Origin of the sequence: Rhodococcus sp. LW-XY12, from assembly GCF_019317345.1 — a bacterium.
In the GTDB taxonomy this organism is placed as follows: Bacteria; Actinomycetota; Actinomycetes; order Mycobacteriales; family Mycobacteriaceae; genus Rhodococcus; species Rhodococcus pyridinivorans.
This window is the reverse complement of the sequence record NZ_CP079225.1, coordinates 1,723,520-1,749,245: the sequence shown is the minus strand read 5'-3', so window position 1 is coordinate 1,749,245 and position 25,726 is coordinate 1,723,520. Positions and strand designations below refer to the sequence as shown.

The 25,726-nt window shown below is 69.5% G+C and carries 21 protein-coding genes, 1 tRNA gene and 1 pseudogene; 11 read left to right on the top strand and 12 right to left on the bottom strand.

Annotation, left to right across the window (positions count from 1 at the left end; all coding sequences use genetic code 11):
- Positions 1 to 14 precede the first annotated feature (14 nt).
- Positions 15 to 9,326: a type I polyketide synthase gene (locus tag KXC42_RS08160; RefSeq protein WP_219130146.1), complete on the bottom strand. Its 9,312-nt coding sequence runs from the start codon at positions 9,324 to 9,326 to the stop codon at positions 15 to 17.
- Positions 9,327 to 9,715: 389 nt separating this feature from the next.
- On the opposite strand from KXC42_RS08160, the gene KXC42_RS08155 reads away from it, so the two are divergent.
- From KXC42_RS08155 to KXC42_RS08140, 4 genes are all read left to right on the top strand, one after another.
- Complete coding sequence (locus tag KXC42_RS08155) at positions 9,716 to 10,216, top strand: HNH endonuclease (RefSeq protein WP_306838306.1); 501 nt, start codon at positions 9,716 to 9,718, stop codon at positions 10,214 to 10,216.
- 18 nt (positions 10,217 to 10,234) lie between these two features.
- Positions 10,235 to 10,320: transfer RNA gene (locus tag KXC42_RS08150), tRNA-Leu, on the top strand.
- A 69-nt stretch (positions 10,321 to 10,389) separates the two neighbouring features.
- The gene (locus KXC42_RS08145; protein ID WP_024100522.1) at positions 10,390 to 10,806 is read left to right on the top strand and encodes a hypothetical protein; all 417 of its coding nucleotides are present in this window, start codon (positions 10,390 to 10,392) and stop codon (positions 10,804 to 10,806) included.
- Positions 10,803 to 11,180, top strand: coding sequence for a DUF3817 domain-containing protein (locus KXC42_RS08140; RefSeq protein ID WP_006554752.1), 378 nt, complete (start codon positions 10,803 to 10,805; stop codon positions 11,178 to 11,180). Before KXC42_RS08145 ends, KXC42_RS08140 begins: the two co-directional genes overlap by 4 nt.
- 76 nt (positions 11,181 to 11,256) lie before the next feature.
- On the opposite strand, the gene KXC42_RS08135 is transcribed toward KXC42_RS08140, so the two are convergent.
- From KXC42_RS08135 to KXC42_RS08125, 3 genes are all read right to left on the bottom strand, one after another.
- Positions 11,257 to 11,697 carry a response regulator gene (locus KXC42_RS08135; protein WP_006554751.1) on the bottom strand — a complete coding sequence of 147 codons (441 nt, stop codon included), beginning with the start codon at positions 11,695 to 11,697 and terminating at the stop codon, positions 11,257 to 11,259.
- Entirely contained in the window at positions 11,694 to 13,259 is a 1,566-nt protein-coding gene (locus KXC42_RS08130; protein ID WP_039586842.1) for a CHASE3 domain-containing protein, read from the bottom strand. Before KXC42_RS08130 ends, KXC42_RS08135 begins: the two co-directional genes overlap by 4 nt.
- A 70-nt stretch (positions 13,260 to 13,329) precedes the next feature.
- Positions 13,330 to 14,514, bottom strand: coding sequence for a PP2C family protein-serine/threonine phosphatase (locus KXC42_RS08125; protein WP_235367292.1), 1,185 nt, complete (start codon positions 14,512 to 14,514; stop codon positions 13,330 to 13,332).
- Positions 14,515 to 14,690: 176 nt separating this feature from the next.
- Between KXC42_RS08125 and KXC42_RS08120 the strand changes: the two genes are divergently transcribed.
- Positions 14,691 to 15,047, top strand: coding sequence for an STAS domain-containing protein (locus tag KXC42_RS08120; protein WP_019288992.1), 357 nt, complete (start codon positions 14,691 to 14,693; stop codon positions 15,045 to 15,047).
- A gap of 28 nt (positions 15,048 to 15,075) precedes the next feature.
- The gene (locus KXC42_RS08115; protein WP_247848821.1) at positions 15,076 to 15,585 is read left to right on the top strand and encodes an ATP-binding protein; all 510 of its coding nucleotides are present in this window, start codon (positions 15,076 to 15,078) and stop codon (positions 15,583 to 15,585) included.
- 81 nt (positions 15,586 to 15,666) lie between these two features.
- Here the strand turns inward: KXC42_RS08115 and KXC42_RS27130 are convergent, their stop codons facing one another.
- On the bottom strand, positions 15,667 to 15,792 hold the full coding sequence (locus KXC42_RS27130; protein ID WP_255027026.1) for a hypothetical protein: 126 nt from the start codon (positions 15,790 to 15,792) through the stop codon (positions 15,667 to 15,669).
- Between KXC42_RS27130 and KXC42_RS08110 the strand changes: the two genes are divergently transcribed.
- Entirely contained in the window at positions 15,791 to 15,982 is a 192-nt protein-coding gene (locus KXC42_RS08110) for a hypothetical protein (RefSeq protein WP_019288989.1), read from the top strand. The genes KXC42_RS27130 and KXC42_RS08110 overlap by 2 nt on opposite strands.
- A gap of 119 nt (positions 15,983 to 16,101) precedes the next feature.
- A pseudogene (locus KXC42_RS27585) lies at positions 16,102 to 16,392 on the top strand (DUF3349 domain-containing protein); the annotation flags it as partial.
- A 192-nt stretch (positions 16,393 to 16,584) separates the two neighbouring features.
- Here KXC42_RS27585 and rdgB read toward each other — a convergent pair.
- The 7 genes from rdgB to clpS form a co-directional block, all read right to left on the bottom strand.
- Positions 16,585 to 17,196, bottom strand: a complete 612-nt coding sequence (rdgB, locus tag KXC42_RS08100; RefSeq protein WP_219130452.1) for an RdgB/HAM1 family non-canonical purine NTP pyrophosphatase — start codon at positions 17,194 to 17,196, stop codon at positions 16,585 to 16,587.
- A 7-nt stretch (positions 17,197 to 17,203) separates the two neighbouring features.
- A complete protein-coding gene (gene rph / locus KXC42_RS08095) occupies positions 17,204 to 17,992 on the bottom strand; it encodes a ribonuclease PH (RefSeq protein WP_006554744.1) in 789 nt (262 codons plus the stop codon).
- Between the two features lie 34 nt (positions 17,993 to 18,026).
- Positions 18,027 to 18,788 carry a cyclic nucleotide-degrading phosphodiesterase gene (locus KXC42_RS08090; RefSeq protein ID WP_033096427.1) on the bottom strand — a complete coding sequence of 254 codons (762 nt, stop codon included), beginning with the start codon at positions 18,786 to 18,788 and terminating at the stop codon, positions 18,027 to 18,029.
- 143 nt (positions 18,789 to 18,931) lie between these two features.
- Complete coding sequence (locus KXC42_RS08085; RefSeq protein WP_006554742.1) at positions 18,932 to 19,558, bottom strand: rhomboid family intramembrane serine protease; 627 nt, start codon at positions 19,556 to 19,558, stop codon at positions 18,932 to 18,934.
- A 26-nt stretch (positions 19,559 to 19,584) separates the two neighbouring features.
- Positions 19,585 to 20,715: a P1 family peptidase gene (locus KXC42_RS08080; protein WP_219130144.1), complete on the bottom strand. Its 1,131-nt coding sequence runs from the start codon at positions 20,713 to 20,715 to the stop codon at positions 19,585 to 19,587.
- Positions 20,676 to 21,254: a DUF2017 domain-containing protein gene (locus tag KXC42_RS08075; protein ID WP_019288984.1), complete on the bottom strand. Its 579-nt coding sequence runs from the start codon at positions 21,252 to 21,254 to the stop codon at positions 20,676 to 20,678. Before KXC42_RS08075 ends, KXC42_RS08080 begins: the two co-directional genes overlap by 40 nt.
- Positions 21,255 to 21,278: 24 nt before the next feature.
- On the bottom strand, positions 21,279 to 21,635 hold the full coding sequence (gene clpS, locus KXC42_RS08070) for an ATP-dependent Clp protease adapter ClpS (RefSeq protein WP_024100510.1): 357 nt from the start codon (positions 21,633 to 21,635) through the stop codon (positions 21,279 to 21,281).
- A 69-nt stretch (positions 21,636 to 21,704) separates the two neighbouring features.
- Here clpS and KXC42_RS08065 point away from each other — a divergent pair, with 69 nt between their 5' ends.
- Genes KXC42_RS08065 through KXC42_RS08055 form a run of 3 tightly spaced genes read left to right on the top strand, consistent with a single transcriptional unit; the run spans position 21,705 to position 25,712 of the window.
- Positions 21,705 to 23,036 (top strand): nicotinate phosphoribosyltransferase, encoded by a 1,332-nt coding sequence (locus KXC42_RS08065; protein ID WP_033096424.1) that lies wholly within the window; start codon positions 21,705 to 21,707, stop codon positions 23,034 to 23,036.
- A gap of 5 nt (positions 23,037 to 23,041) precedes the next feature.
- On the top strand, positions 23,042 to 23,659 hold the full coding sequence (locus tag KXC42_RS08060) for a nicotinamidase (protein WP_219130143.1): 618 nt from the start codon (positions 23,042 to 23,044) through the stop codon (positions 23,657 to 23,659).
- Positions 23,660 to 23,684: 25 nt separating this feature from the next.
- The gene (locus KXC42_RS08055) at positions 23,685 to 25,712 is read left to right on the top strand and encodes an ATP-dependent DNA helicase (RefSeq protein WP_024100508.1); all 2,028 of its coding nucleotides are present in this window, start codon (positions 23,685 to 23,687) and stop codon (positions 25,710 to 25,712) included.
- Positions 25,713 to 25,726: the final 14 nt, after the last annotated feature.

Sequence of the window (25,726 nt, the reverse complement as noted above, 5' to 3'; positions counted from 1 at the left end):
CCCGAGACCCGTGCCTACTTGCAGCCGGGCAGACCGGAGCGGTACACGTCGTCCTCACCGAGGCGAGCCTCCGGCGAGAGCAGCATGTCCGCCTCGAGCTGACGCGTGGCCGAAGCCGGCACGTGATCGTCACCCAGACGACGATCCGCGGGCCGCTGGTAGAGCGACGCTCCACCGGTCATCGCGTCCACCAGGCGACGCTTGCCGGCGACGGTGCGCTCGGCCGCCTTCGCCAGGTAGACCTCCCGGCGCTCCGCCGGGATCGCCTCGACGAACGCCTGCGGATGGACCACCGCGATCAGACCCGACACGTGCCCGAAGCCGAGGCTCGTGAGCAGACCCGCCTTGAGCGGGAGCTGCTCGCCGAACCGGATCGGCGTGCGCGGCCACACCAGGTGCTCGAACTCCGCCATCTTCTCGTCGACACAGTCGAGGCTGCGGTTCGGCGGAACCACACCCTGCGCGAGGACCTGGCACAGGCCGATCAGCTGGAAGGCGGCGGCGCCACCCTTGGCGTGACCGGTCAGCGACTTCTGCGAGACCACGAACATGGGGTTGCCCTCGCTGCGGCCCAGCGCACCGGCCAGACGCTCGTGCAGCTCGGCCTCGTTCGGGTCGTTCGCGGCGGTCGAGGTGTCGTGCTTGGAGATCACCGCGATGTCGTCGGCCGTGAGACCGAGCTTGCGCAGTTCCTTCGCGAGACCCGACTCGCGTCCACCGCGACCCGCACCGAGCGCACCGATGCCGGGCGCCGGGATCGAGGTGTGCACACCGTCGGCGAACGATCCGGCCCAGGCGACCACACCGAGCACCGGCAGGCCCATCTCGAGCGCGACATCGCCGCGGGCGAGCAGGATCGTGCCGCCACCGGCCGACTCGACGAATCCACCGCGACGACGGTCGTTGGCGCGGGAGAAGCGACGATCGCTGATGCCCTTGGCCTGCATGTCCTCCGACTTGGCGGTCGCGGACATGCCACCGAAGCCGACGATGCCCTCGATACCGAGATCGTCGAAACCACCGGCGACGACCAGATCGGCCTTGCCGAGCTTGATCTTGTCCACGCCCTCCTCGACGGAGACCGCAGCCGTGGCGCACGCCGCGACCGGGTGCACCATCGCGCCGTAGCCGCCGACGTACGACTGGACGACGTGCGCGGCGATGACGTTCGGCAGGGCCTCCTGCAGGATGTCGTTCGCCCGCGACTCGCCGAGCAGCGTGTCGATGTACAGCGACCGCATCGAGGACATGCCACCCATGCCGGTGCCCTGCGTGTTGGCGACCATCGACGGGTGTACCCAGCGCAGCAGCTCGGACGGGGTGAAGCCACCGGTGAGGAAGGCATCGACCGTGGTGACGATGTTCCACAGACCCACCCGGTCCACCGAGTCCGCCATGTCGGCGGGGATGCCCCACTTGGTGACGTCGAAGCCGGTCGGGATCTGGCCACCGACCGTGCGGGTCAGCTTCGCCTTGCGCGGCACGCGGATCTCGGTGCCTGCCTTGCGGGTGACCGTCCAGTCGCCCGACTCGGCGTCGACCGACGCGACCGTGTTCTCCGGATCGGAGTCGACAAACGCGCGGGCCTCGGCCTCGGAACCGACGACGAAGGACAGGTCCTTGTCGAGGAAGACCGAGGTCAGCAGCGGAGCCGTGTTGTCGATCATCGCACCGTCGTCGCCGTAGCGGCGGATGCCGCAACGCTCGACCACCGCGTCGTGGTAGCGGTCGGCAATCTCCGCCTCGGGCACCAGCTCACCGGTCTCGGTGTCGTAGAAGCCCGGCTTGGGATCGTTCTCCCAGCCGATCAGGCCCGTGACCCACGCCAGCTCGAGCACACCGGCGGCCGACAGTTCCTCGTCGACCTCCATCTCGAAGCGGGTGCGAGCGGAGCCGTAGGGGCCGAGCTCGCCGGCACCGACGATGACGACCGTGTCGGCGAGGTCGGCGGTGACCGTGCCCCACTCGGGGGTCGGCAGCTCCTCGGCGCGCGGAGGCTCGGGCAGCGCCGCGATGGTCGCGGTGCCGTCCTCGTCGGCCTCGACGGCGTCGGCCGCCTCCTGCGCCTGCTTCGCGAGCGCCGGCAGGTCGACGTCCACCTCGGACAGTCCACCGGTCAGGTCCGCGACGAGCGGAGCCTCGGCAGCGAGACGCGTGGCCTCCGGTCCGACCAGCTTCAGCAGCTCGTCGGCCATCTCGTCCGTCGACCAGGTGCGGACACCGGCAGCCTCGACAGCTTCGACCAGCGGGTCGTTGCCGCCCATCAGGCCCGTGCCGCGCACCCAGCCGATGAGGGCGTGGGCGAGGGTGACGCGCTCGGCCCAGGTGCGCTCGGCGCTCCAGCGGTTGATGACCGCGTCGAGTGCGGCTTTGGCCTCACCGTAGGCACCGTCGCCACCGAACTTGCCGCGGTTCGGCGAACCGGGCAGCACGACGTGCAGGTGGGTGTCGACGTCGCGGTCGTACCCGATCTTCGACAGTCCGGCGATCAGTCGCTCGACCGACCACAGCAGCACCCGCATCTCCATCTCGGCCCGCGCACCGGCGTCGGCGAGCGAGCCCGCCACGCGCGGCGCGGCGAACGGGAAGAGCAGCGTCGGGGTGAGCGCGTCCTTGATGAGCTTCTTCGCACCACCGGCGACCTCGACGGTCTCGGTGCCGATCCACTCGATCAGGGCGTCGACGTCGCTGTAGGACGCCATGTTCGCGGGAACCACCCACAGCGCGGCGCCGGCACGAGCGTTGCGTGCGTACAGCTCCTTGTAGAAGCCCAGGCGGCTGTCGTTCAGCGAGGACGTGGTGACGACGACCGTCGCACCGCCAGCGAGCAGCTTCGCGGCGACGGCTGCGCCGATACCGCCCTTGCTGGCGCCGGTGACCAGGGCGACCTCGTCCGCGTACTCGGCACCCTCGGTGACGACGGCGGTCTCGGCGATCGCCGCGTAGGTCTGCGCGAGCTCCGTACGGCCGGCCTCGGTGGCCTTGCGGCCCCAGAACTCGGCGTGCGCAGCCACGGTCCGACCCGCACCGATGAAGCGTTCGACGTCGAAGCTGTTCGAATCCCCCGTCGCTCCGCTCGCCCCTTCCCCGAGCCAGACGCGGGCCAGGTCCTCACGGGCGGTGGCCCAGCGGTCGTCGATCAGGACGGCCTTGCGCTCGTCGAAGGCCGGAGCGACCAGACGCGGCCAGTCGGAGCCGAGCTCCGCGGAGACCAGGTCGACGAGTTGGTCATCGGCCTTGTCGGCCAGGCCCGAGACCTGCTCGGTGTGGCCGAGCTGCTCGAGCACGAGACGTGCGGCACTGGCGAGAACCCCGTCGCGGCCGGTGATCTGCTCGGCGAACTCGCCGAGGGCAGCGGCGTCGACCGTCGCTCCCCCGCCGCCACCGGCGGACGGCATCGACACGGCGATTCCGCGACGCGAGGCCACCGACTGCACGGCGGCGTCGATCAGCTTGTCGACCGAAGCGGCATCCGCGAGGGCACCATCGGTCAGGCCCCCCAGGTCGCCGCCGCGGACGGACGAACCGTCGCGGCTGCCGAGAGCAGCTTCGGCGGTGACGTGCGACGCCCAGCCCTCGCCCAGACCCCACACCTTGGCGACGCGGTCGGCGACGTAGGCGGGACGCTTGCCCGACGGACCGAACACCTTGCGCAGGTGATCGTTGATCGAGTCCGACAGCACCGGGCCGAAGGGGCGGTAGGTGCGGGCGAGACGGTCGACCGTGCCGGCGAGGGCACCCATGTCGGCGTCGGCGGCACCGTCGATCGCGCCGAGCGAGAGCTCGGAACCGAGGTCGACGAGCAGCTGGTTGCGACGCGAGGACACGCCGTCGCACAGCGCCTCGATCGTGTCGGCGGGGCCGATCTGATCCGGGCGCAGCTTCGTCCACAGGGCGATGAGCACCTTGGTGGCGTCGGCGGCCTTGAACGCGATGTCGTCCGGGGTCGGGCCACCGGCCGGCGCAGCGGGAGCCGCGGCGGGTGTCGGGGCCGCAGCAGCGGCGGGAGCGGACTCGGCAGCCGGTGCGACCGGCTCGTCGTCCTCGACCGGAGCGGGATCGGTGTCGGTCGAGTACACGATCGACGCCTCGCGCTCGATGTTGAGCACCTCGACGGGCTGACCGAAACGACCGGGCAGCTTCAGCGTCTGCGACGCGAGGTTCGCGACGGTGGGCGCGCCACCGAGGCCGACCTCGACGAACCGCTCGACACCGAGACCACCGTCGGTCTCGTCGGCGAACAGCAGATCCTGGGTCTCGATCCAGCGCACCGGCGACGCGAACTGCCAGGCCAGCAACTCGGCGAGCACCACGCGGGTGAGCTCGACCGGCTTGGCCGACCAGCTGTCGAAGTCCGCGAGGACGTCGGCGAGCGGCTGCGACGGCACCAGGTCGGCGATCTCCTGGATGAACTCGCGACCCAGGTTGAACGGCTTGGGCACGAGGTTCGGGATGTACCGGCCGATGAGGATGTTCGGGTCGATCTCCTGCGGCAGCAGGGCGAGCAGACGCTCGCGGAAGTCGTCGACACCGCCGCGCAGCACGGTCGAGTGGAACGGCACGTCGATGCCCGGGACGAGGATGAACGCGCGCTTGCCACCGAACTCGGCGACCTTGCGCTCGATCACGGATTCGAGGGCTTCGAGGCCGGCGACCGTGCCGGCGATCGCGTACTGCGATCCGCGCAGGTTGAGGTTGACGATCTCGAGGAACTCCCCGGTCTCCTCGGCGACACCGGCGACGAAGGCCTGCAGGTCGGCATCGTCCACACCGAACTGCGACGGCCGGATCGCGGCCATGCGGTAGTTCGAGCGGCCCTGCTCGTCGCGCGGCACGAGAGCGTGCATCGCGGAGCCACGCTGGAAGACGACCTCGAGGACGGCCTCGAGCGGCAGCACACCGGCGACGGCGGCGAGCGCGTTGTACTCGCCCACCGAGTGACCAGCCAGGAAGGCGTCGTCGACGAACGCGCCGGCCTCCTTCAGCTCGGCGATCTGCGCGACACCGAGGGTCGCCATCGCGACCTGCGTGAACTGGGTCAGGTGCAGCACGCCGTCGGGATGCTTGTGGGTGACACCGCGGGCCTTGAGGACCGTCGGGTTGTCGCGGACCACGGCCAGGATCGAGAAGCCGAGGGCCTCGCGGGTGTGCTTGTCGGCGCGCTCCCAGATCTCGCGGGCGGCCTTCGAGCGGGCACGGGCGTCGAGGCCCATGCCGGGACGCTGGATGCCCTGGCCCGGGAACGCGTAGACGGTCTTCGGCGCGGCGATACGGCCGGTCGCGACCATCACCAGATCACCGTCGACGCGGCAGCCGACCTCGACGACCTCGGCACCACCGTCGGTGGCGATGCGGTCGACGCGCACGTCGATCTTCGCACCCGGACGGACCATGCCCAGGAAGCGGGTGGTCCATGCCGTCAGGCGACGGACCGGCAGCTTCGCGTCCTGCTCGATCGCGGTGACGACCTGCTGGGCCGCGGCCGACAGCCACATGCCGTGGACGATCGGGCTTCCGAGACCGGCGAGCAGCGCGGCGTTGTCGGAGGTGTGGATCGGGTTGTGGTCGCCGGAGACCTTCGCGAAGGCGCTCATGTCGGTCGGCGCGACGATCACGGCATCGCGGCGGCGACGACGCGGCGTGTCGGTGACGGCCTCGGTGAGAGCGCCACCGGCGCGAACCGGATCGGCGAGATCGGCGGTGCCGGTGCGGCCGCGGATCGCGAACCGCTCGGCCAGGGTGGCGACCACCCGGTCGCCCGAGCCGTCACCGCTGTCGGCGGTGATGACCACGTCGACCTCGACGACGCGACCCAGGTCGGTGTCGGAGACACCGGTGACCTCGGCCTTGACGCCCAGGAAGGCGGGATCGGTCGGCAGACCGTTCTTGACGTCGATCGCGTGGTCCAGGTGGACCAGGTCGAGCATGCCCTCGATGACCGACAGGTCGGTCTCGGTGCGGGCGGCGCCCAGCGCGGCGAAGACGGCCGGCCAGCAGGCACCCACGAGCACGTCGGGCACACCGTTGCCGCTCGGCGTCAGGTTCGCGGGCAGACCCGAACCGGTGACACCGGCGTGGTCGGCGATCTTCTCCGGCAGCCAGCCGAGAGTGATACGGGCAGCGCCCTTCCTGACCTCGGGCAGTTCCTGACCGGCGGCGACACCGAGCAGAGCGGACATCGACGCATCGGCGTCGGCCTCGGTGACGACAGGCGCGCCACCGGAGACGACCGAGGCGGGCACGGTCAGGCGGATCTCGACGGCCTTGTCGCGCACCAGCGGAACCCGCAGGCCGACGTGCTCGTCGTCGAGGATCGTCAGGGTCGCACCCGTCGGGGCGTGCGAGGCAGCGGTCTCCGACTCGACGGTCCACTCGTCCAGATCACCGAGACGGTGGATCGGGTTGCGGGTCTGGCGACCCGCCCACGAGACGTCCGGCGAGGACAGCACGGCGTCGAGCAGACCCGGCGCGATGTCGCGGTGACGACGCGCGGCGAGCTCCACCGGCTCCGTGCCCTCGGCGACGAGCTCGTCGGCCGTGGCCTTCTCGAAACGGTCGAGGAGTTCACCGACCGGCTCGTCGACACGGGTGATGCCGGCAACGGCGACGGTGCCGGGGATCACGCACACCTGGTCGGCGGAGTAACGCGGATCGTGGGCCTGCCACAGCGAATCCGAACGCCACCAGCGACGCACGTCCTGGTCGACGACCGGAACGAAGTTGACGGGCTTGCCGGGGGTGCGGCACAGCGACACGAAGAACGGCACGTCGGCGGGATGCAGCACGACGTCACCCGCGTCGGGATACTGCGCGAGCAGCGACTTGATCGCGGCGTACGGGCGCTCGAGCACCGCGTCGTCGTCGAACAACGTCGGGATCGGGCCCCGGCAGACGGGATGCAGGCGGGCCTCGGCGCGCTGCAGCATGTCGCGGAAACGCTCACGCCACGACACGTCCAGCCACGGGCTGGTGTGCGCCTCGGCGAGGACGTCCGCCAGATCGGTGCCGCAGTCGAACTCGGCACCGTTGTCCGCGCCGACCGCCAGCTCGAGGTAGCGCTCGAGCCACTGCAGGTAGGTCATGGTGTCGAGGTCGCCGAAGTACGGCTTCGCCGTTCCGTTCAGCGCATCGACGATCTCGGCTCGGCGCGCGGCCACGGCGTCGGCATCACCGGCGACCTCGTCGAGGAGGCGGCCCGTGCGCGAAGCGGCGTTGTCGATCTCGTGGATGTCGGCGCCGAGCTGGCTGCGACCGGAGGCCATACCGCCGGTCGCGGTGCCGGCGGCAACCCAGTCGGGAGTGCCGGGGGTGTCGACGAGCAGCTGCTTGACCTCGGGAGCCGTGGTGGCCTCGAGGGTCGCCATCGCGGCGGTACCGACGAGGATGCCGTCGAGCGGCATCGCCGGGAAACCGTAGACGGTCGACCAGCGACCGGTCAGGTACTCGGCAGCCTTCTCCGGCGTGCCGATCCCACCGCCGACGCACAGCACCAAGTTCGGGCGCGTGCGCAGCTCGGCGTAGGTGTCGAGGAGCAGATCGTCGAGGTCCTCCCACGAATGGTGACCACCGGCGCGGCCGCCCTCGATGTGGGCGATGACCGGATAGTCCGGGACCTCGTTGGCGATACGGATCACCGAACGGATCTGCGCCACCGTGCCCGGCTTGAAGGCGACGTGCTCGATGCCGGCCTCACGCAGGTCGGAGATGATCTGCACGGCCTCGTCGAGCTCCGGGATACCGGCGGTGACGACGACACCGTCGAAGGGCGCACCGGCCGCGCGGGCCTTGGGTACGAGGCGCTTGCCGCCCACGTGCAGCTTCCACAGGTAGGGGTCCAGGAACATCGAGTTGAACTGGACGGCGCGGCCCGGCTCGAGCAGCTCGGTGAGCTCGGCGACGTGGTCGGCGAAGATCTGCTCGGTGACCTGACCGCCACCGGCGAGCTCGGCCCAGTGACCGGCGTTCGCGGCCGCGGCGACGATCTTCGGATCGACGGTCGTGGGGGTCATGCCTGCGAGCAGGATCGGCGAGCGGCCCGTCAGGCGGGTGAAGGCCGTCTCGACGGCGATGCGGCCGTCGGGCAGCGCGACCGGCTTCGGAGCGAACTCCGACCAGGCACGCGGAACCTCGGGCTCGGCGCCCGGGGTGAGGAGATTGCGCTGACCGCCGCGGGTCGCGGCGGCGATGATGCCGACGCCCTGACCGCGCAGGCCCGAGCTGGTCATGCGGGTGAGGAGCTCGCCCGGACCGAGGTCGAGGATCCACGAGGCACCGGACGCGACGACGGAGGCGACCTGCTCGACCCAGTCGATCGGGGCGACGAGGATGGCCTGCGCCAGGCTGCGCGCGAGCTCGGAGTCGAGCTCGCAGCGGGCGGCCCAGTCGGCGACCTGCTCCACGGCATCCGCGAAGGCGGGGTGATGGAAGCCGACCTCGGCCGCGACGGGCTCGAAGGTCGGGGAGAACACGGCGCCACCGCGCTTCTTGGCCTCGCGCTCACGGGTCTCCGCGGCGGAGATCTGCTCGCAGCGTTGCTGCACGCGCTCGAGAGCGGCGGGCGGGCCCGACAGCACGACGCGACGACGGGCGTTGCGGATCGCGACGACGGCGCTGTGCTCGGGGTCCTGGCCCTCGAAGACCTCGGCGACGATCGCGCGCAGGCGCTCGGGGTCGACGTTGGCGACGGCGAGCATCGGGTACTTGCCGGCGCCGGAGATCAGGCCGCGGCGGCGACCGACGAGGGTCGCGGCGGCACCGATGAGCTGGGCGATCGCGAGGATTTCGGCGTCCTTGCGGCCGGCGGCGGCGACGGACTCGACGGCGAGGACGCCCTGCGAGTGGCCGATAACCGCGCTCGGTGCGACGGAGTCGACGTCGAGGCCCTGGTTCGCGAGCGCGCGCAGCGCGGCGACCTGGGTGAGGAAGACGCCGGGCAGCGACACGGCGGCAGAGGTGAGAGCTGCTTCGGAGGGGCCGGCGGGCGCGTCGTCCTCGTCGGCGAGTTCGGCCTCGAGGATCCACGCGACGGGGTCGAAGCCCGTCGGGCGGACCACGACGAGGTCGCTCGCGACCGGGGCGAGGTGCGCGGTGGCGCGGTTGACCAGGTCGGTGAGGGCCGGTTCGAGTCCGTTGTCGCGGCTGAGCTCCTCGAGCGAGGTGAGCCAGGGAGCGCCCTGGCCGCCGAAGGCGAGCGCGTAGGGCTCACCCGCGAGGAGCTTGTCGACCAGGGCACGGGCCGGAGCGGCTGCCGTGGACCGATCGGTGGTGCGTCGTGATGCCTTCGAGTTCCGTCCGTTGTCGCCTGGTGTGGTCTCGTCGATCGTCACGCGTGTGGTTCCTCTCCTGAACACCCCGGCGTCGAGGCTTCGTGTGTCAGCGCTGCGCGCCGGTGTGCTGCTGGACTAGTGGTCCGCTGTTCGGGCACGCCCAGGTTCGCACAAAATCATGAGGGGTTCCTCATGTTTTGTTTCCCGCAGTTTGCCCGGCACCTCTCCCACCAGTGATTTCGCTCACATGCTTCCTCGAAGGTAACTGGTCGGTAACCCGAATCGCTCCTGGCTGCGTCGATGCGTGGACGTCCACGAACCCGAGGAATCCCTCACGTTTTTCGTTATCAAATCGTTACCTATTGACGGGCGTCGCGGATCGTGCATCGCAAGATCGAAAACGTGTCGGCGCCCGCGGTTAGCCTTCGGCCGGATCGAACAGACATTCGATGGGGGCAGGGATGAAGTACACACGGGAAATACTCGAAGAGGCTGTAGCGGAGTCTGTCAGCGTGGCGGGGGTGCTGCGATATCTCGGGATACAAGCAACCGGGGGCGCGCATGCGCACATCAGTCGCCGGATACGAAAGTTCGGCATCGACGCGTCCCACTTCACCGGGCAGGCACACCAGAAAGGCCGACCTCCGCGCAACCGGCTCGCCTGGACCGAAGTCCTCACCCTCAAGCCGGTCGGATCCAATCGACAGTCCCCGAAACGGTTGCGTCGCGCACTCGTCGAGTCGGGACGTCCCCACAAGTGCGAGGGATGCGGGATCGAGCCGATGTGGCGTGGGGAACCGATAACCTTCCACGTCGATCATATTGATGGAAACTCGCACGATTCCCGGCCGGAAAACGTCCGATTCCTGTGTCCGAACTGCCACAGTCAGACGCCCACCTGGGCAGGACGAAACGTGCAGGCCCGGATCGCCCACGAGCGACTGCGATGACGTATTCTGCGGAGGTCCGCGCGAGTGGCGTAATAGGCAGCCGCGCTGCGTTTAGATCGCAGTGTCCATAGGACGTGGGGGTTCGAGTCCCCCCTCGCGCACCACGTGACCTCACCCACGGTGCACCGACCGGTCTTGGCAGGTCGGTGCACCGTTCGGGTACCGTCGAGGGCGTGTCCGAGCATCGCCCTCCCCGCCGGTTGGCCCTGATCATCCTGGTCCTGGTGGCCGCGGCCGGATGCCTCGGCCTCGGTTACTGGCAGTGGGTCCGGTTCGAAGCGGTCGGCGGCACCTACCAGAATCTCGGCTACGCCCTCCAGTGGCCGGCCTTCGCCTTCTTCTGCGTCTACGCCTACCGGCGCTTCGTCCGCCTCGAGGCCGAGGAGCAGGAAGCCGAGAGCACCGGCGGACGACGCCCCTCCGAGCCGGACGAGCCCACCGAGATTCCCGAGGATCTTCTTCCCACCCGTCCGCGCACGCTCGCTGAGGCACGCGAGCAGGAGGCCGCGGATCCCGACGCACAACAGATCAACGAGTACAACGAGTACCTCGCGCAGCTTGCGCGCAGGTCCGATAGGAGCGCTCAGTGAGCACGACCCCCGAGCAGGCGTCCGGCCAGGCCACCACGCCGCGCGTCGTCAGTGAGGCCGACCGCAAGAAGATCCGGTCGGCTCTGCTGCGTTACCGCGTGCTCGCCTACGCGACCGGTATCTGGCTGCTGATCCTCACCGGTGAGATGGTCGCCAAGTACATCATCGGTGTCGAGAACGTGCCGGCCTGGATCGCGATCGTGCACGGCTGGGTGTACGCGGTGTACCTGGTCCTCACCTTCGACCTGTCGATCAAGGTGCGCTGGCCGATCGCCCGGACGGTGTGGACGCTCCTGGCGGGCACCATCCCGTTCCTGTCCTTCTTCGTCGAGCACAAGCGCACCCAGCAGGTGAAGGCCGACTTCGGCGTCTGAGCCGGTAACCTCTACGAACACGAATCGGGCGGATCCTTTCGAAGGATCCGCCCGATCTCGTTGCGAACGAGCGCGCTCAGCGTCGCGGCAGGCGCACCACCTGCACGAAGAACTCGTCGATCTGGCGCACCGCGTGGATGAACTGATCGAGGTCGACCGGCTTCGTCACGTACGCGTTGGCGTGCAGCTTGTAGCTGCGGAGGATGTCCTCCTCCGCTGCCGAGGTCGTGAGGACGACGACGGGGATGTCGGTGAGGTCGGTGTCGGACTTGACCTGCTCGAGGACCTGCCGTCCGTCGTACTTGGGCAGGTTCAGGTCGAGGAGGATCAGGTCGGGCCGAGGGGCGCTCTCGTACTCTCCGCGCCGGTAGAGGAAGTCGAGTGCCTCCTCGCCGTCGCGGACCACGTGAAGGGTGTTTCCGATCTTGTTGTCCTCGAACGCTTCGCGCGTCATCAATTCGTCGCCGGGGTCGTCCTCGACGAGGAGGACGTCGATCGGCCGCCCGGAAACGCTCATGCAGATGCCCCTTTCAGAGCGACTTCGGTTGCAGACATGTCGTCGCCTGCCTTGGGAATCGTAAAGCAGAATCGACTGCCTTCCCGATACTGCGGGTCGAGCCAGATCTCTCCACCGTGGTATTCGACGATCTTGCGGCAGATGGCCAGGCCGATGCCGGTGCCGGTGTAGACGTCCCGGCCGTGCAGCCTCTGGAAGATCACGAAGACCTTGTCGGCGAACTCTTCGGCGATACCGATTCCGTTGTCCTGCACGGAAAATCGCCAGAACTCGTCGTCCCCGTCGACGATCTCCTCGCAGTCGACCCGGATCTCCACGGGCCTGTCCTCGTGGCGGAATTTGATCGCGTTGCCGATCAGGTTCTGCCACAACATGATCATCAGTGTGGGATCGCCCACGATCGTCGGCAGGGACTCGGGCCGGGTGATCTCCGCCCCGGATTCCTCGACCGCCTGGGAGATGTTCGTCAGAGCCGCGTCGAGGGTCACATCCAGTTCGGTGCGGATGTGCGCGTCGCTGACGCGTCCGACGCGGGAGAAGGTCAGCAGGTCGTTGATGAGCACCTGCATACGCTTCGCGCCGTCGACCGCGAAGGCGATGTACTGGGTGCCGCGTTCGTCGAGCTTGTCGCCGTAACGCTTCTCGAGTAGCTGACAGAAGGACGCGACCTTGCGCAGCGGCTCCTGCAGGTCGTGGGAGGCGACGTAGGCGAACTGTTCGAGTTCGGAGTTCGAGCGCCGCAGTTCCGTCGTCTGGTTCTCGAGTTGCTCCTCACGCTCGTGCGCGACCTGCAGTTCGCGCACGATCCGCTCGCGCATGTCCTCGACGTCGCGACCCAGCGCATAGATGTCGGCGGGGCCCTGCGGCTCGATCTCGCGCTCGAAGTTCTGGCCCGCGACGACGCTGCGCGATGCCTGTCGCAGACACTGGATCGGACGGACCACGATCATCTGGAGCAGGACTGCCAGGCCCACGCCGGCGAGCAGGAAAACCACGACCATGCCGGCAAGGATGCGGTCGCGCGTGGTGCGGGTGTCCTCGAGCGTCGCGATGCCGTCCTCTCGGGCCTGCGCGAGATCGGCGTTCTGGACCTCGAACGCCGCCCGGAGCCGGTCGAACGCGACGCGGCCCGCATCGACGACGGCGGGATCCACGAACTGCGGTTCCCCCGGTACGACGGTGGAGATGAGCGGTTCGGCGTACACACGTCGCCACTGCGCCGCGTGCGTTTCGATCGCGTCGAGGTCCGCCATCAGCTTCTCCTCGTCGCCGACGAGAGCGCGCAACTCGGCGGCGGCAGCCTCCTCCTCCCGCCGTCCCTCCTCGTAGGGCGTGAGGAAATCGGGATCGGCGGCGAGAATGTAGCCCCGTGCGCCCGTCTCCTGGTTGATCAGCGCCGATTGCAACCGGTACGCCTCGACGCGGGCGGGCTGGATCCGGTCGCGCACGTAGTTGGAGTATTCGGTCGTCTCACGGAGGAAGTGGCTGCCGACCACGGTGCCGACGACCACCAACACACCCATCACGCCGAGTACGAGCAGGAACCATGCCTGGACCGTCATCCTGCGAGAGGGAGGGCGACGCACGTCCCCCGTCTCCGCCGTTGCGTCGCTGTTCGTCATGCGGTGATGATCACTTCCTGTTCCATTGCACGTGGACGACTGCCACGTCGTCGGACAGCCCTCCCCTACTGTCCGCGAGTTTCTCGGCACCGTCGATCAGCGAGTCGGTGAACTCGGCAGCCGGCAGATGGGCGCGTTCGCGCGCGAGCTCGAGGAGTCCTTCCTCACCGAGTCGTTCCGGGCCGTCGCCTCGATGACCCTCGAACAATCCGTCGGTGAACAACACGATCGCGCCGTCCCCGGGCAGATCCAACTCGTGGACGGGCCAGGTGGCCACTCCCGGCAGCAGGCCGAGAGCGGGACCACCGGGCGCTTCGATCCAGTCGATGGTTCCGCCGTGGCGGAGCAGCAGCCCGGGATGACCGGCCCGCATGACCTCGACGGTGCCGTGGTCGGCACACATCGTGAGGTTCGTCATCGACGCGAAGAAGCGACTCTCCGTGCGCTCGGCGACGAGCAGTTCCTCGAGTTGGTGCAAGCGGCGGGGACCGTCTACCCCGCTGAGCACGAGCGTGCGCCACGCGATGCGCAGGCCCACGCCGAGGGCGGCCTCGTCGGGGCCGTGACCGGAGACGTCGCCGATGAGGACGTGGACGGTGCCGTCGCCGGTCTGCACGACGTCGTAGAAGTCGCCGCCGAGAAGAGCAGACGACCGGCCGGGTCGGTAACGGGCGACGACGTCGAAGTCCTGCCCGTCGCGCAGGAGTGGGGACGGGAGCAGGCCGCGTTCGAGTCGGGCGTTCTCCTGCGCGTGAAGCTGGCTCGCCTGGAGTTCCGCCGCAGCGATCTCGGTCTGCTTTCGCTGGATGGCGTAGCGGACGGCGCGGCCGAACAGATCGGGTTCGACGCGTCCCTTGACGAGATAGTCCTGGGCGCCGACGGACAGCGCGGCGAGGCCGGTCTGTTCCTCCGCGAGGCCGGTGAGGACGACGATGGGGACGGAATCGGTGATTTCCTGGATGCGGGCGACGGCTTCGAGGCCGCTCGCATCGGGCAGGTGGAGGTCGAGAAGTACGCAGTCGGGAGCCGACGTGGCGAGTTCGTCGCGGGCCTGCGCAAGTGTCTGCACCCACACGACGGTCATCTCGGGGGCACTGTCGACGACGAGTTCCTCCACGATGAGCGCGTCGCCCGGATCGTCCTCGATGAGGAGCAACGACGGTGGTTCGACCGACTCGCTCTGCGCTCGGTGCATGTCCACTCGGCGCCCCTCCCTCCCTGCTCGAAAGGGAACATTACAGACTCGGCGACAGCATGGTCACAGGGTGGTCACGGCGGGTCGCGGCCTCGGCCGACGGACCGATATGTGCATCTATCGGCACGATCTTGCATGATGGCAAGGTGAACGATCCCATGACCGCGCATCCGCATATGACTGTTTCCACGACCCGTATCGGCTCCGTGGCCGTACTGTCCGTCAACGGCGAAGTCGACATGACGAGTGCCCCGCTCCTCGAGCAGGAAGCCCTCGCACTCCTCGACACCGACATCTCCGGACTTATCGTCGACCTCAGCGGGGTTGATTTCCTCGCTTCGATGGGTATCGCTCTGTTGGTCGAGTTGTCCAAGCGAGCCGGCGACAACACCGGTTTCGCCGTCGTGGCACATGGCAGCGCCACGGCACGCCCGCTCGAACTCCTCGGCCTCGGAGAGGTCCTGGCGATCCATCCGAAGCTCGACGACGCGCTCGTCGGCCTCGGTAACTCGCCGGAAGGCGTCTCCGAGTAGACCGCCGTACCCGACGAACCGAGGAGCCATGTCGTCTGCGCCCGAGGAATCAGCTTTGCTTTTTCCCGACGAGATCCGTTCGTCGGGTGTGCGAGCCGACCCGACCGAGATTGCAGGCCTGCGGGTCGTCACGAGGCGGTGGCTGGCGAAGCTCCCCCTCAGCGAGGACCAACGACAGGACATACTGCTCGCGAGCTACGAAGCGCTCGCGAATGCCGTCGAGCACGCCTATGCGCCGGACGACGCGCACGGCACGCTCGACTACGAGGCGACGTATCTGCCCAACGAGGGTGAGGTGGTCGTGCGGGTCGTCGACCACGGCTCCTGGCACGACGCCGTCGACAGCGACGCCCGACGTTCACGCGGTCACGGGCTGACGCTGATCCGCAATCTGGCCAGCGACGTCCAGGTCTCGGCCGGCCCGAAGGGCACGGTCGTCGAGATGCGCTGGGTCCTCGAGGAGACGGACAGGGCAGAGAACGACAGGGTAGGGGACGACAGGGCAGGGGACGAACTCTCGTCCCACGACGCGAGCTGACTGCGCGGTAGGCGCGCGTCGCGAGTTCCCGATCGAAGCGGCCGCGGGAGGAGCACCATGCTCCTCCCGCGGCCGCTTTCGTCATACCTGCAGGACACCCACGTCCGGCTTCGCGGGACCGAACTTCGGTGCCAGTTCGCGGCGTGCCGCACGGTCGCCGAGGTGTTCGAGCAACCGGCGCCCGGGAGCCGATCTCGTCAGGACCATGTCGCTGCGTTTCCATCTCCGCGGACGCGGTAGCCGCCCTGTGGAGGCGATCGCGTGGATCTTCGTGCGCACGGTCGAGAACGTGGCCGTCTCCTGTGTTCTCGACCGTCCCCCGGTGGATCGGGACGTCGTGGCCGACGAGCTCACCGCCATGGTCACGGCGTATCTGCGGGACATGTCGCTCCCCTGACGGGGCGAACCAGGTGTTCCTCGCTATCGTGGCGGGAACCCTGTGACCCTGACAGGGGGTTTCCGCCGGACCCTTCGGTTCGAAGGGTCCGATGCGGGACGGTGAGTGAGGAGGCGGCGATGGCGCGTTGGAATCCACGGGTGGTACTGGACTGGTTGCGTGCGGGATATCCCGAGGGGATCCCGGCCAAGGATCACTTCGCGTTGCTTGCCGTGCTCGAGCGTCGGCTCACCGACGAGGAACTTCTCGAGGCGATCGAGACGGCGGCGGCGACCGCGTCCGAGCACCCGGAGCGGCAGGTCGACCACGACACCCTGCGGAAGATCGTGGCAGGGGTGATCCACGAGGAACCGGACCCGCAGGACGTCGAGCGCGTCCGTGAGCAGCTGGTCGCTGCGGGCTGGCCCGTTGTGGGCGGTGAACTTTCCCGCGGCGACGAGGCGGCCGAACCCGTCGAACCGGATACGCAACCGACGACCGGGACGACTGCGGCGCCGGCATCCGACGCTGTTGCTGCATCGGATACCGGCGCCGCGGAACCCGTGCGCGAGGAACGTGGGACGCAGGCCGGCGCGCGTTAGCGACTCGCGGCGAGCCGCGAATCAGGCGCTTGCGGCGAGCGCAGCGAGGGCGGGCACGAGCTGGGCGAGTGCCCGTCCTCGATGCGACTGTGCGTCCTTCTCCTCCGCGGACAGTTCCGCGGCGGTGCGTTCCTCGCCTTCGGGGCGGAAGACCGGGTCGTAGCCGAAACCGTTCTCGCCGCGCGGCTCGCGCACGATGCTGCCGCGCCATTCGCCGCGCACGACGGTCGTGACGAATCCGCCGTCCGACGGCACCACGAGCGCGCACGCCGACACGAAGGCCGCGCCGCGACGCTCGTCCGGCACATCCTGCATCTGGCCGAGCAGCAGTGCGGTGTTCGCCTCGTCGTCGCCGTGGCGTCCGCTCCAGCGCGCCGAGAGCACGCCGGGCATGCCGCGCAGGGCGTCGACCTCGAGACCGGAGTCGTCGGCGACGCAGGGCATCCCTGTGGCGGCTGCGCCGTCGCGGGCCTTGGCTCCGGCGTTCGCTTCGAAGGTCTCCCCCGTCTCGGGTGCCTCCGGGTAGGGCGGGACGGTGTCGAGACCTACGAGTTCGATGCCGTCGATCCCGGCGCGGTCGAGCACGCGCTGCAGTTCGCGCAGCTTCTTCGCGTTGCGACTTGCGACCAGCACCCGCACGTCAGACTCCGAACTTCTTCTTGACGACCTCCGCCTCGACCGGCTCGGGCAGGGTGCCCAGGTACGGCTCGGCGAGCACCTCGCGCTGGATCCGGCACAGTTCCTCGATGCCGGCGAGCGAGGAGTCGAGCATCGCGTCGAGCGTGGAACGCGGGAAGGTCGCGCCTTCGCCGGTGCCCTGGACCTCGACGAGGGTGCCTGTCTCGGTGGCGACGACGTTCATGTCGACCTCGGCGCGCACGTCCTCCTCGTAGGGCAGGTCGAGACGGACACGTCCGTCGACCACGCCGACGCTGACGGCGGCGATCTGGCACGAGATGGGCTGCGGGTCGGCGAGGCTGCCCGCGGCACGCAGGTAGGTCACCGCGTCGCACAGTGCGACATAAGCGCCGGTGATCGCCGCGGTGCGGGTGCCTCCGTCGGCCTGCAGCACGTCGCAGTCGATCGCGATGGTGTTCTCGCCAAGGGCGGCGAGGTCGATGCATGCGCGCAGCGACCGGCCGACGAGCCGGCTGATCTCCTGGGTGCGGCCGCCGAGCTTGCCCTTGACCGATTCGCGTCCGCTGCGGGTGTGGGTGGCGGCGGGAAGCATCGCGTACTCGGCGGTGAGCCAGCCGAGACCGGAGCCCCTACGCCACCGCGGCACGCCTTCCTCGACGCTGGCGGTGCACATCACGCGGGTCTGTCCGAATTCGACGAGCACGGAGCCCGCCGGGTGGTTGGTGAAACCCCGGGTGATGCGAATGCTCCGGAGTTCGTCGTCCGCTCTGCCGTCTTCTCGTGTCGTCACTCGTCCGAGCCTAGGCGATCCGGGGGCGGGCCTTTCAGATGCGGTACACGTCTCCGGCGGTGACCGCGTGGACCGGTCCGGAGTACTCGGCCTTGGCCTCGGCGATGACGTCCTCGCGGGAGGTCCACGGCGGGATGTGGGTCAGGAGGAGTTCGCCGACACCGGCGAGGGCCGCGACGCGACCGGCCTCGGCGCCCGAGAGGTGCACGCCCTCGGGGCGTTCCCCCGGCGCGTGGGTCCACGACGCCTCGGCGAGCAGCACGTGGGCGCCGCGGGCGAGTTCGACGACCGAATCGCACATGCCGGTGTCGCCGGTGTAGACGAGGGTGCGGCCGGAGTCGCTGGTGATGCGGAAGCCGTAGGCCTCCGGCGGGTGGTGGACGCGGCCGGGGCAGATGGTCAGGCTCCCGAACCGGATCTGCTCGCCGTCGCCGAGCATCCGGACGTCCAGGGTGTCGCTGACGTCGTCGACCTCGCCGGGGATCTCCGCGGACGCCACACCGATGCGGTGGGCGGTGCCGGCGGGACCGTAGGTGAGGACGCGGCCCTGCGGCGGGGACGGCGAGTAGCGGCGCCAGACCAGCAGACCGGGCAGGTCGAGGCAGTGATCGGCGTGCAGATGGGACAGGAGGATCGACACTTCGCCGGGGTCGGCGTGGCGCTGGAGCGCGCCGAGGACGCCGGGACCGAAGTCGATGACCAGGGGCGGGGTGTCCGGTGCCGTCAGCAGGTAGCCGGAGGCTGCGGAATCCGGCCCGGCCACACTGCCCGAGCACCCCAGAACGGTCATGCGCATATCAGCCATGCTGCCATGCCGAAGGTCCCTCGATGAAGCCAACGCGCGTATTGCGGCGCAGACTCACAGTGGCCGGGAAGGTGTGACGCGCGGATCGTTCGGCCACTTCGCGCGGCCGATCGGCGGGTTGTCGGCGCGGGTGGTCAGCGCGGCACGACCGAGGGGGTGGTGCGACGGGCGCGACGCGCGTCCGCGGACAGCGCCCACGCCGCGAGAACGCCGCCGACCGCACCGAAGAAGTGCCCCTCCCAGGAGATCCACGGTTCGCTCGGCAGCACCCCCCACAGCATGCCGCCGTAGAGGAACAGCACCACGACTCCCAGCAGGATCTGCCCGGCCTTGCGGGTGAACACTCCGCGCACGATCAAATAGGTGAGCCACCCGAAGATCAGGCTCGACGCTCCGATGTGGGTCTCGCCCGAGCCCGCGATCAGCCACGTCCCCACTCCTGCGACGACCCAGATGATCGCGGTCGCGGCCAGGCCGCGCCCGATGCCGGAGAGCAGCACCAGGAAGCCGAGGACGAGCGCGGGCACGGTGTTGGCGGTGAGGTGGGCCCAGTCGGCGTGCAGGATCGGCGCGAACAGCACGCCCCACAGCCCGTCGGCGGTGCGGGGTTCGACACCGGCCGCGTCGAGATCGGCGGGGAGCACCGCATCGACGGTCTCGATGCCGTAGAGCATCGCGACGAACCCGCCGATCCACAGTCCGGCACGTTGCCAGATCGGCCGGATGCGGGTGTCGGCGCCGGTGCCGCTGGGAATGGTCATGGCACCATTCTGCCGTCACGTACCGGTCAGTGGCCGAAGACCGAGGGCAGCACGTCGCGATAGGCGGGGATGTCGGCCACGGAGGTCGCGGACAGGATCGCATCGACGATCGCGCGTTCGACCACCACCGCGGCGGCCTCGCACACCGCGGCGAGGATCGGCAGTTCGGCGGCGAAGGCCAGGATCGACGAGGCGTCGCCCAGTGCGTCGGAGACGTCGGCGGTGCCGGTCGAGAGGGCGAAGATCGTGTCGCCGTCGAGCGGTGAGTGCGCGGGACGGATCGCGCGGCCGAGACCGTCGTGCCCGGTGACCGCGACGCGACGGCACGCCGCCTTCGACAGCGGTGCGTCGGTGGCGACCACACCGATCGTGGTGTTCAGGACGGTGCCCTTGTCGCCGAGCGCGCGGGCCGCGGCCAGATCCGCCGCGGAGGGCGACGACAGTCCGAGTTCTTCGGCTCGCGCGGCGTCGACGCCCCAGGGCAGTCCGGTCACGGGGTCGAACACCGAGCCGACGGGGTTGGCGACCATCAGTGCCGCCACGGTCACCCCGGTCGCGGGACCGTCCGTGATCCGCACGCTCGCCGAGCCGATGCCGCCCTTGAGCGCCCCGGCGCGGGCACCGGTGCCGGCGCCGACGCTGCCGCGCTCGAGGTGCGTGGAGCTGGCGGTGGCCGCGGCGGTGCATCCGGAATCGGCGGTCGGGCGCGCGGACCACTGACCCACCGGCAGGTCGAAGATGACGGCGCCGGGGACGATCGGGACGACCGCGCCGGGCGCGCCCATCGGGATGCCCTTGCCGTTCTTCTCGAGATAGCGCATCACGCCGTCGGCGGCGGCCAGCCCGTATGCGCTGCCACCGGTGAGGAGGACCGCGTCGACACGCTGCACGGAATGACTCGGATCGAGCAGGTCGGTCTCCCGGGTTCCCGGTCCCCCGCCGCGCACGTCCACCGATGCGACGGCGGACGGGTCGGCGAGCACGACGGTGCATCCCGTGGCGGCGCCCGTACCGGGAATCTCGGGGGTGCCGACGGTGACCTCGGGATCGTGGCGCTGCCAGTGACCGACACTCAGACCCGCCACGTCGAGCAGCGAATCGGTCGGCCCCGGCACGGTCACGGCTGAAGCGCCTGGACGAGGGAGTCCTGCATCCATGTCAGCCAGTGGTAGACGTCGAGATGCGGGGCACGCGGATCGTCGTCGTCGAGGACGTCGGGGGTGTCGGCGTCGATGCCGAGGGTGGTGCCGAGCGCGAGCCGCACGTCGTTGAGCCCGTACAGCCAGGCTTCGGCCTGTTCGGGATTGAGCACCACCTTGCCGCCGCCTTCGGGCACGGTGCGCAGGATGACCGCGCCGGCGGCGAGCTTCGCATCGATGATGCTCGGTTCGTGCAGGCTCCGCATCGCACCGTTGAGGTCGGCGGCGTCGTCGCCGACATCGGCGACGGCATCGGCGTCGGGGCGGTGGAAGTCGGGAAGGAGTCGTCGCAGCGCCGGGATCTCGGGCGGGGTGGCGTTACCGGTGCGCAGGCCGGTCAGCGCCGCGAGGTCGTCCTGCGGGGTCTGTCCGGCGCGTTCCTCGAGCATGCCCAGCACGGAGGACACGAGCGACCGCAGCACCGACGCTTCGTGGGCGTCCATCTCCGACCGGAGCTTGGGGCCGCTGAGCGAGTTCTTCCTGGTCCACTGCCGCACGTCGGTCGGGCCCTCCTGTGGGGATCATTCGTCGCGTTGCATCGTCGCCCACAGTCCGGCGGCGTGCAGACGCTGCACGTCGTGTTCCATCTTGTCACGCGAACCACTCGACACGACGGCCTTGCCCTCGTTGTGGACCTTGAGCATGAGCTCGGTGGCCTTGGCCTTGCTGTACCCGAACAGCTTCTGGAAGATGAACGTCACGTAGTGCATGAGGTTGACGGGGTCGTCCCAGACCACGGTCACCCATGGCCTGTCGACCGCTTCGATCTCCTCGACGATTTCGGCCTCGGCCGGAACGGCCTGTCCCGCCATGGCCGGAACGGCCTGGCCGGCCATGAATCGGACGTCGAGCGGAGTGGTCGTACTACACGGCGCCATGTTCCCAGGGTACGACTTCGGAGCACGGCGAAAAACCCGCCTCGGAGGCCGTGGCTCTACAGTGATCGGGTGCCCGAAGCCATTCACCGTGCCGGTCGTCCCGGCACCGCACTGTTCACGGACAAGTACGAGTTGACCATGCTCGAGGCTGCCCTGGCGGACGGCACGGGCGACCGCCCGTGCGTCTTCGAGGTCTTCGCCCGGCGTCTTCCCCCGGGCCGGCGGTACGGCGTCGTCGCAGGCACCGCGCGGTTGATCGAGGCACTCGGATCGTTCCGGTTCGACGAGGCCGAACTCGAACTCGCCGCCGGTTTTCTCGCTCCGCGCACCGTCGAGTGGCTGCGCGACTTCCGGTTCTCCGGCGACATCGACGGTTACCGCGAGGGCGACTTCTACTTCCCGGGTTCACCGATCCTGTCGGTGAGCGGCACCTTCGCCGAGTGTGTGCTACTCGAGACGCTGACGCTGTCGATCTTCAACCACGACAGTGCGATCGCCTCCGCGGCGGCGCGCATGGTGAGTGTGGCCGACGGCCGCGCGCTCATCGAGATGGGGTCGCGGCGTACCCACGAGGAAGCGGCGGTCGCCGCGGCGCGCGCGGCCTATCTCGCGGGCTTCGACTCGACGTCCAATCTGCAGGCCGCACAGCGGTACGGCATCCCCGCAGCGGGTACCGCCGCGCACGCGTTCACCCTGCTGCACACCACGACGGCTGGTCGCGACGAGGCGTCCGCCTTCCGCAGCCAGGTCGAGAGTCTCGGTGTGGGCACGACCCTGCTGGTGGACACCTACGACATCACCGAGGGCGTGAACACGGCGATCGCGGTGGCCGGCCCCGAACTCGGTGGCGTGCGGATCGATTCGGGCGATCTCGGTGTGCTCGCCCGCCAGGTGCGCGAACAACTCGACGGACTCGGCGCGACCCGCACGAAGATCGTGATGTCCGGTGATCTCGACGAATACGGGATCGCGGGTCTGCGCGCCGAACCGGTCGACGGCTACGGCGTCGGCACCTCGCTGGTGACCGGCTCGGGGGCTCCGACGGCGGGCATGGTCTTCAAGCTCGTGGAGGTCGATGGCCTCGCGGTCGAGAAGCGCAGTGCGTCGAAGGAGTCCCGAGGGGGCGCGAAGCGGGCCGTCCGGTACGCGCGGAGGACGGGCACGCTCGTCGAGGAGGTCGTGTACCCGGCCCGCGCCGAGCAGGTCCCGCCGGGCGAGGGTTCACAGGTCCACGAACTGATGATCCCGCTGGTCCGCGGCGGCGAGGCGGTCGGCGATCTGCCTACCCTGGAGGAGAGCCGTGAGTACCTCCGGCAGGGCATGGTGCGTCTGCCGTGGGAGGGCCTGACGCTCTCGGCCGGGGATCCCGCCCTCCCCACCCGCTTCGTCCGTGAGGGGTGAGTGCCATGCGCGCATTGCTGGTGGTCGACGTCCAGAACGACTTCTGCGAGGGCGGTTCGCTCGCCGTGGAGGGCGGCTCGCGGGTGGCGTCCGACATCACCCGGTTCCTGCAGGCGCACGGTGACGACTACACGTACATCGCCGCAACCCGCGACCACCACGTCGATCCCGGAGACCATTTCTCTCCCGAACCCGATTTCGTCGACTCGTGGCCGCCGCACTGCCGGGCAGGGACGCCGGGCGCGGACTTCCACCCGGAACTGACTACGGACCGGTTCGAGGCCGTCTTCTCGAAGGGTGCCGACGACGCCACCTATTCCGGCTTCGAAGGAATCGACGACGAGGGCACGACGTTGGCGTCGTGGTTGCGCGACCGCGGCGTGACGGACGTCGACATCGTCGGGATCGCCACCGACCACTGTGTGCGGGCCACCGCGCTCGACGCGATCGCGGAGGGTTTCGGCGCCCGGGTGCTACTGCCGTACACCGCTGGGGTGTCGGAGACGACGATCCGCCCAGCCCTCGAGCGGATGCGCAAGGCCGGTGTCGAGCTGGTCACCGACCTTCCCGGCGTCACCGATATCACCGAAGTCACAGGTAGCTGGGCCGCAGACCGAAGGTGACGGTGGGGACCGATAGCCTGTGCCGGTGCCGGATCTCCCCGAAGTCCCAGAATTGCTGCGAACCGCGGTGCACGCGCTGGGCGGTAAGGAGCGGCGAAACCAGCTGACGATGGCCTCGGCCGTCGCGCACAGCATCGATACCGGCGAACACCTCGCCGTGCAGGCCGGCACGGGTACCGGCAAGTCGCTGGCCTATCTCGTGCCGAGCATCCGCTACGCGGTGAAGACGGGTCGCACCGTGGTGGTCTCCACCGCGACCATCGCGCTGCAGCGGCAGCTCGTCGAGCGCGACCTGCCGCGACTCGCCGACGCCCTCGCCGGTTCGCTCGGCCGTCGCCCGCGTTTCGCGATCCTCAAGGGTCGCGGAAACTACCTGTGTCTGAACAAGATCCATACCGGTCTCGCCGAGGAGACGCCCGACGCCGAACTGTTCGACGCGTTCGCCCTCTCGCGCATCGGCCGCGAAGTGCGGCGGGTGACGGAGTGGTCGTCCACCACCGAGACCGGCGACCGCGACGACCTGTCCCCCGGTGTCTCCGATCAGGCGTGGCGTCAGCTGTCCGTCACCGCCCGCGAGTGCCTCGGCAAGTCGCGGTGCCCGGTGGGAGAAGACTGCTTCGCCGAGATCGCGCGCGCCGAGGCCGCGCAGGTCGACGTGGTCGTCACCAACCACGCGCTGCTCGCGATCGATGCGATCACCGGCATCTCGATCCTGCCCGAGCACGATGTCGTGGTCGTCGACGAGGCCCATGAACTCGTCGATCGGATCACGAACGTCGCCACGGCCGAGTTGTCGCCGGGCACGGTGTCGGCGGCTGCGCGGCGCTGCGTCAAGCTCGTCGAGGACCAGGAGATCGACCGGCTCGACGGTGCCGCCGAGAACTGGGAGTCGTTCCTCGAAGAACTGCCGGCTGGGCGCTGGGACGAACTGCCCGAGGGCGCGGCGGCCGCGCTGGCCTCGATCCGCGATGCCGCCTGGGCCGTACACACGGCGATCGGACCGGCCAAGCCCGGCACCGATCCCGAGGTCGCCGCGGCCCGCAGTCAGGCGCTCGCGGAGATCGACGAGGTACACGACTGCGCGGTCCGGGTGCTGACGACCTTCGAGCAGCGAGACCCTTCGCAGCGACCCGACGTCGTGTGGCTTGCCGCCGACGAGTTCCGCGGCAACGTGCGCCGCACCGTGCGGGTCGCGCCGCTGTCGGTCGGTGGGTTGTTGCGCAGCCGGTTGTTCGGTGAGTCCACCGTCGTCCTCACGTCCGCGACCCTCACGGTCGGCGGGTCGTTCGACGGCCTCGCGGTCAACTGGGGTCTGCCGCCGCAGTCGCCGGCCCGCAGCGACACCACCTCCGCGTCGGGTGCCGAACCTCCTTCCGACAAGGGCGATCTCGCGTGGAATGGGATCGACGTGGGGTCGCCCTTCGATCACGCGAAGGCGGGCATCCTCTACATCGCCAAGCATTTGACGCCACCCGGCCGCGACGGTCTGCCGCCCTCGCATCTCGACGAGATCGCCGAACTGGTCACCGCCGCCGAGGGGCGCACGCTCGGGTTGTTCTCCTCGATGCGCGCCGCGAAGGCCGCCACCGAGGCGCTGCGCGAGCGTCTCGACACGCCGATCCTGTGCCAGGGCGACGACGCGACCGGCGCGCTGGTCGAGAAGTTCGCAGCCGACGACGCAACGAGCCTGTTCGGCACCCTGTCGCTGTGGCAGGGCGTCGACGTTCCGGGCCCGTCGCTGTCGCTGGTGATCATCGACCGGATTCCGTTCCCCCGCCCCGACGATCCGCTGCTGGTCGCCCGGCAGCGCGCCGTGGAGGCTCGCGGCGGCAACGGGTTCATGGCGGTCGCCGCCAATCACGCCGCTCTGCTGTTGGCGCAGGGTGTCGGGCGACTGTTGCGCAGCACCGACGACCGGGGTGTGGTGGCGGTGCTCGACTCGCGCCTGGCGACCGCACGGTACGGCGGTTATCTGCGTGCGTCGCTGCCGCCGTTCTGGGAGACGGCCGATCCGGCGGTGGTCCGCCGGGCACTCACGCGTTTGCGCGGCTGAGCACCCGGCGGGTC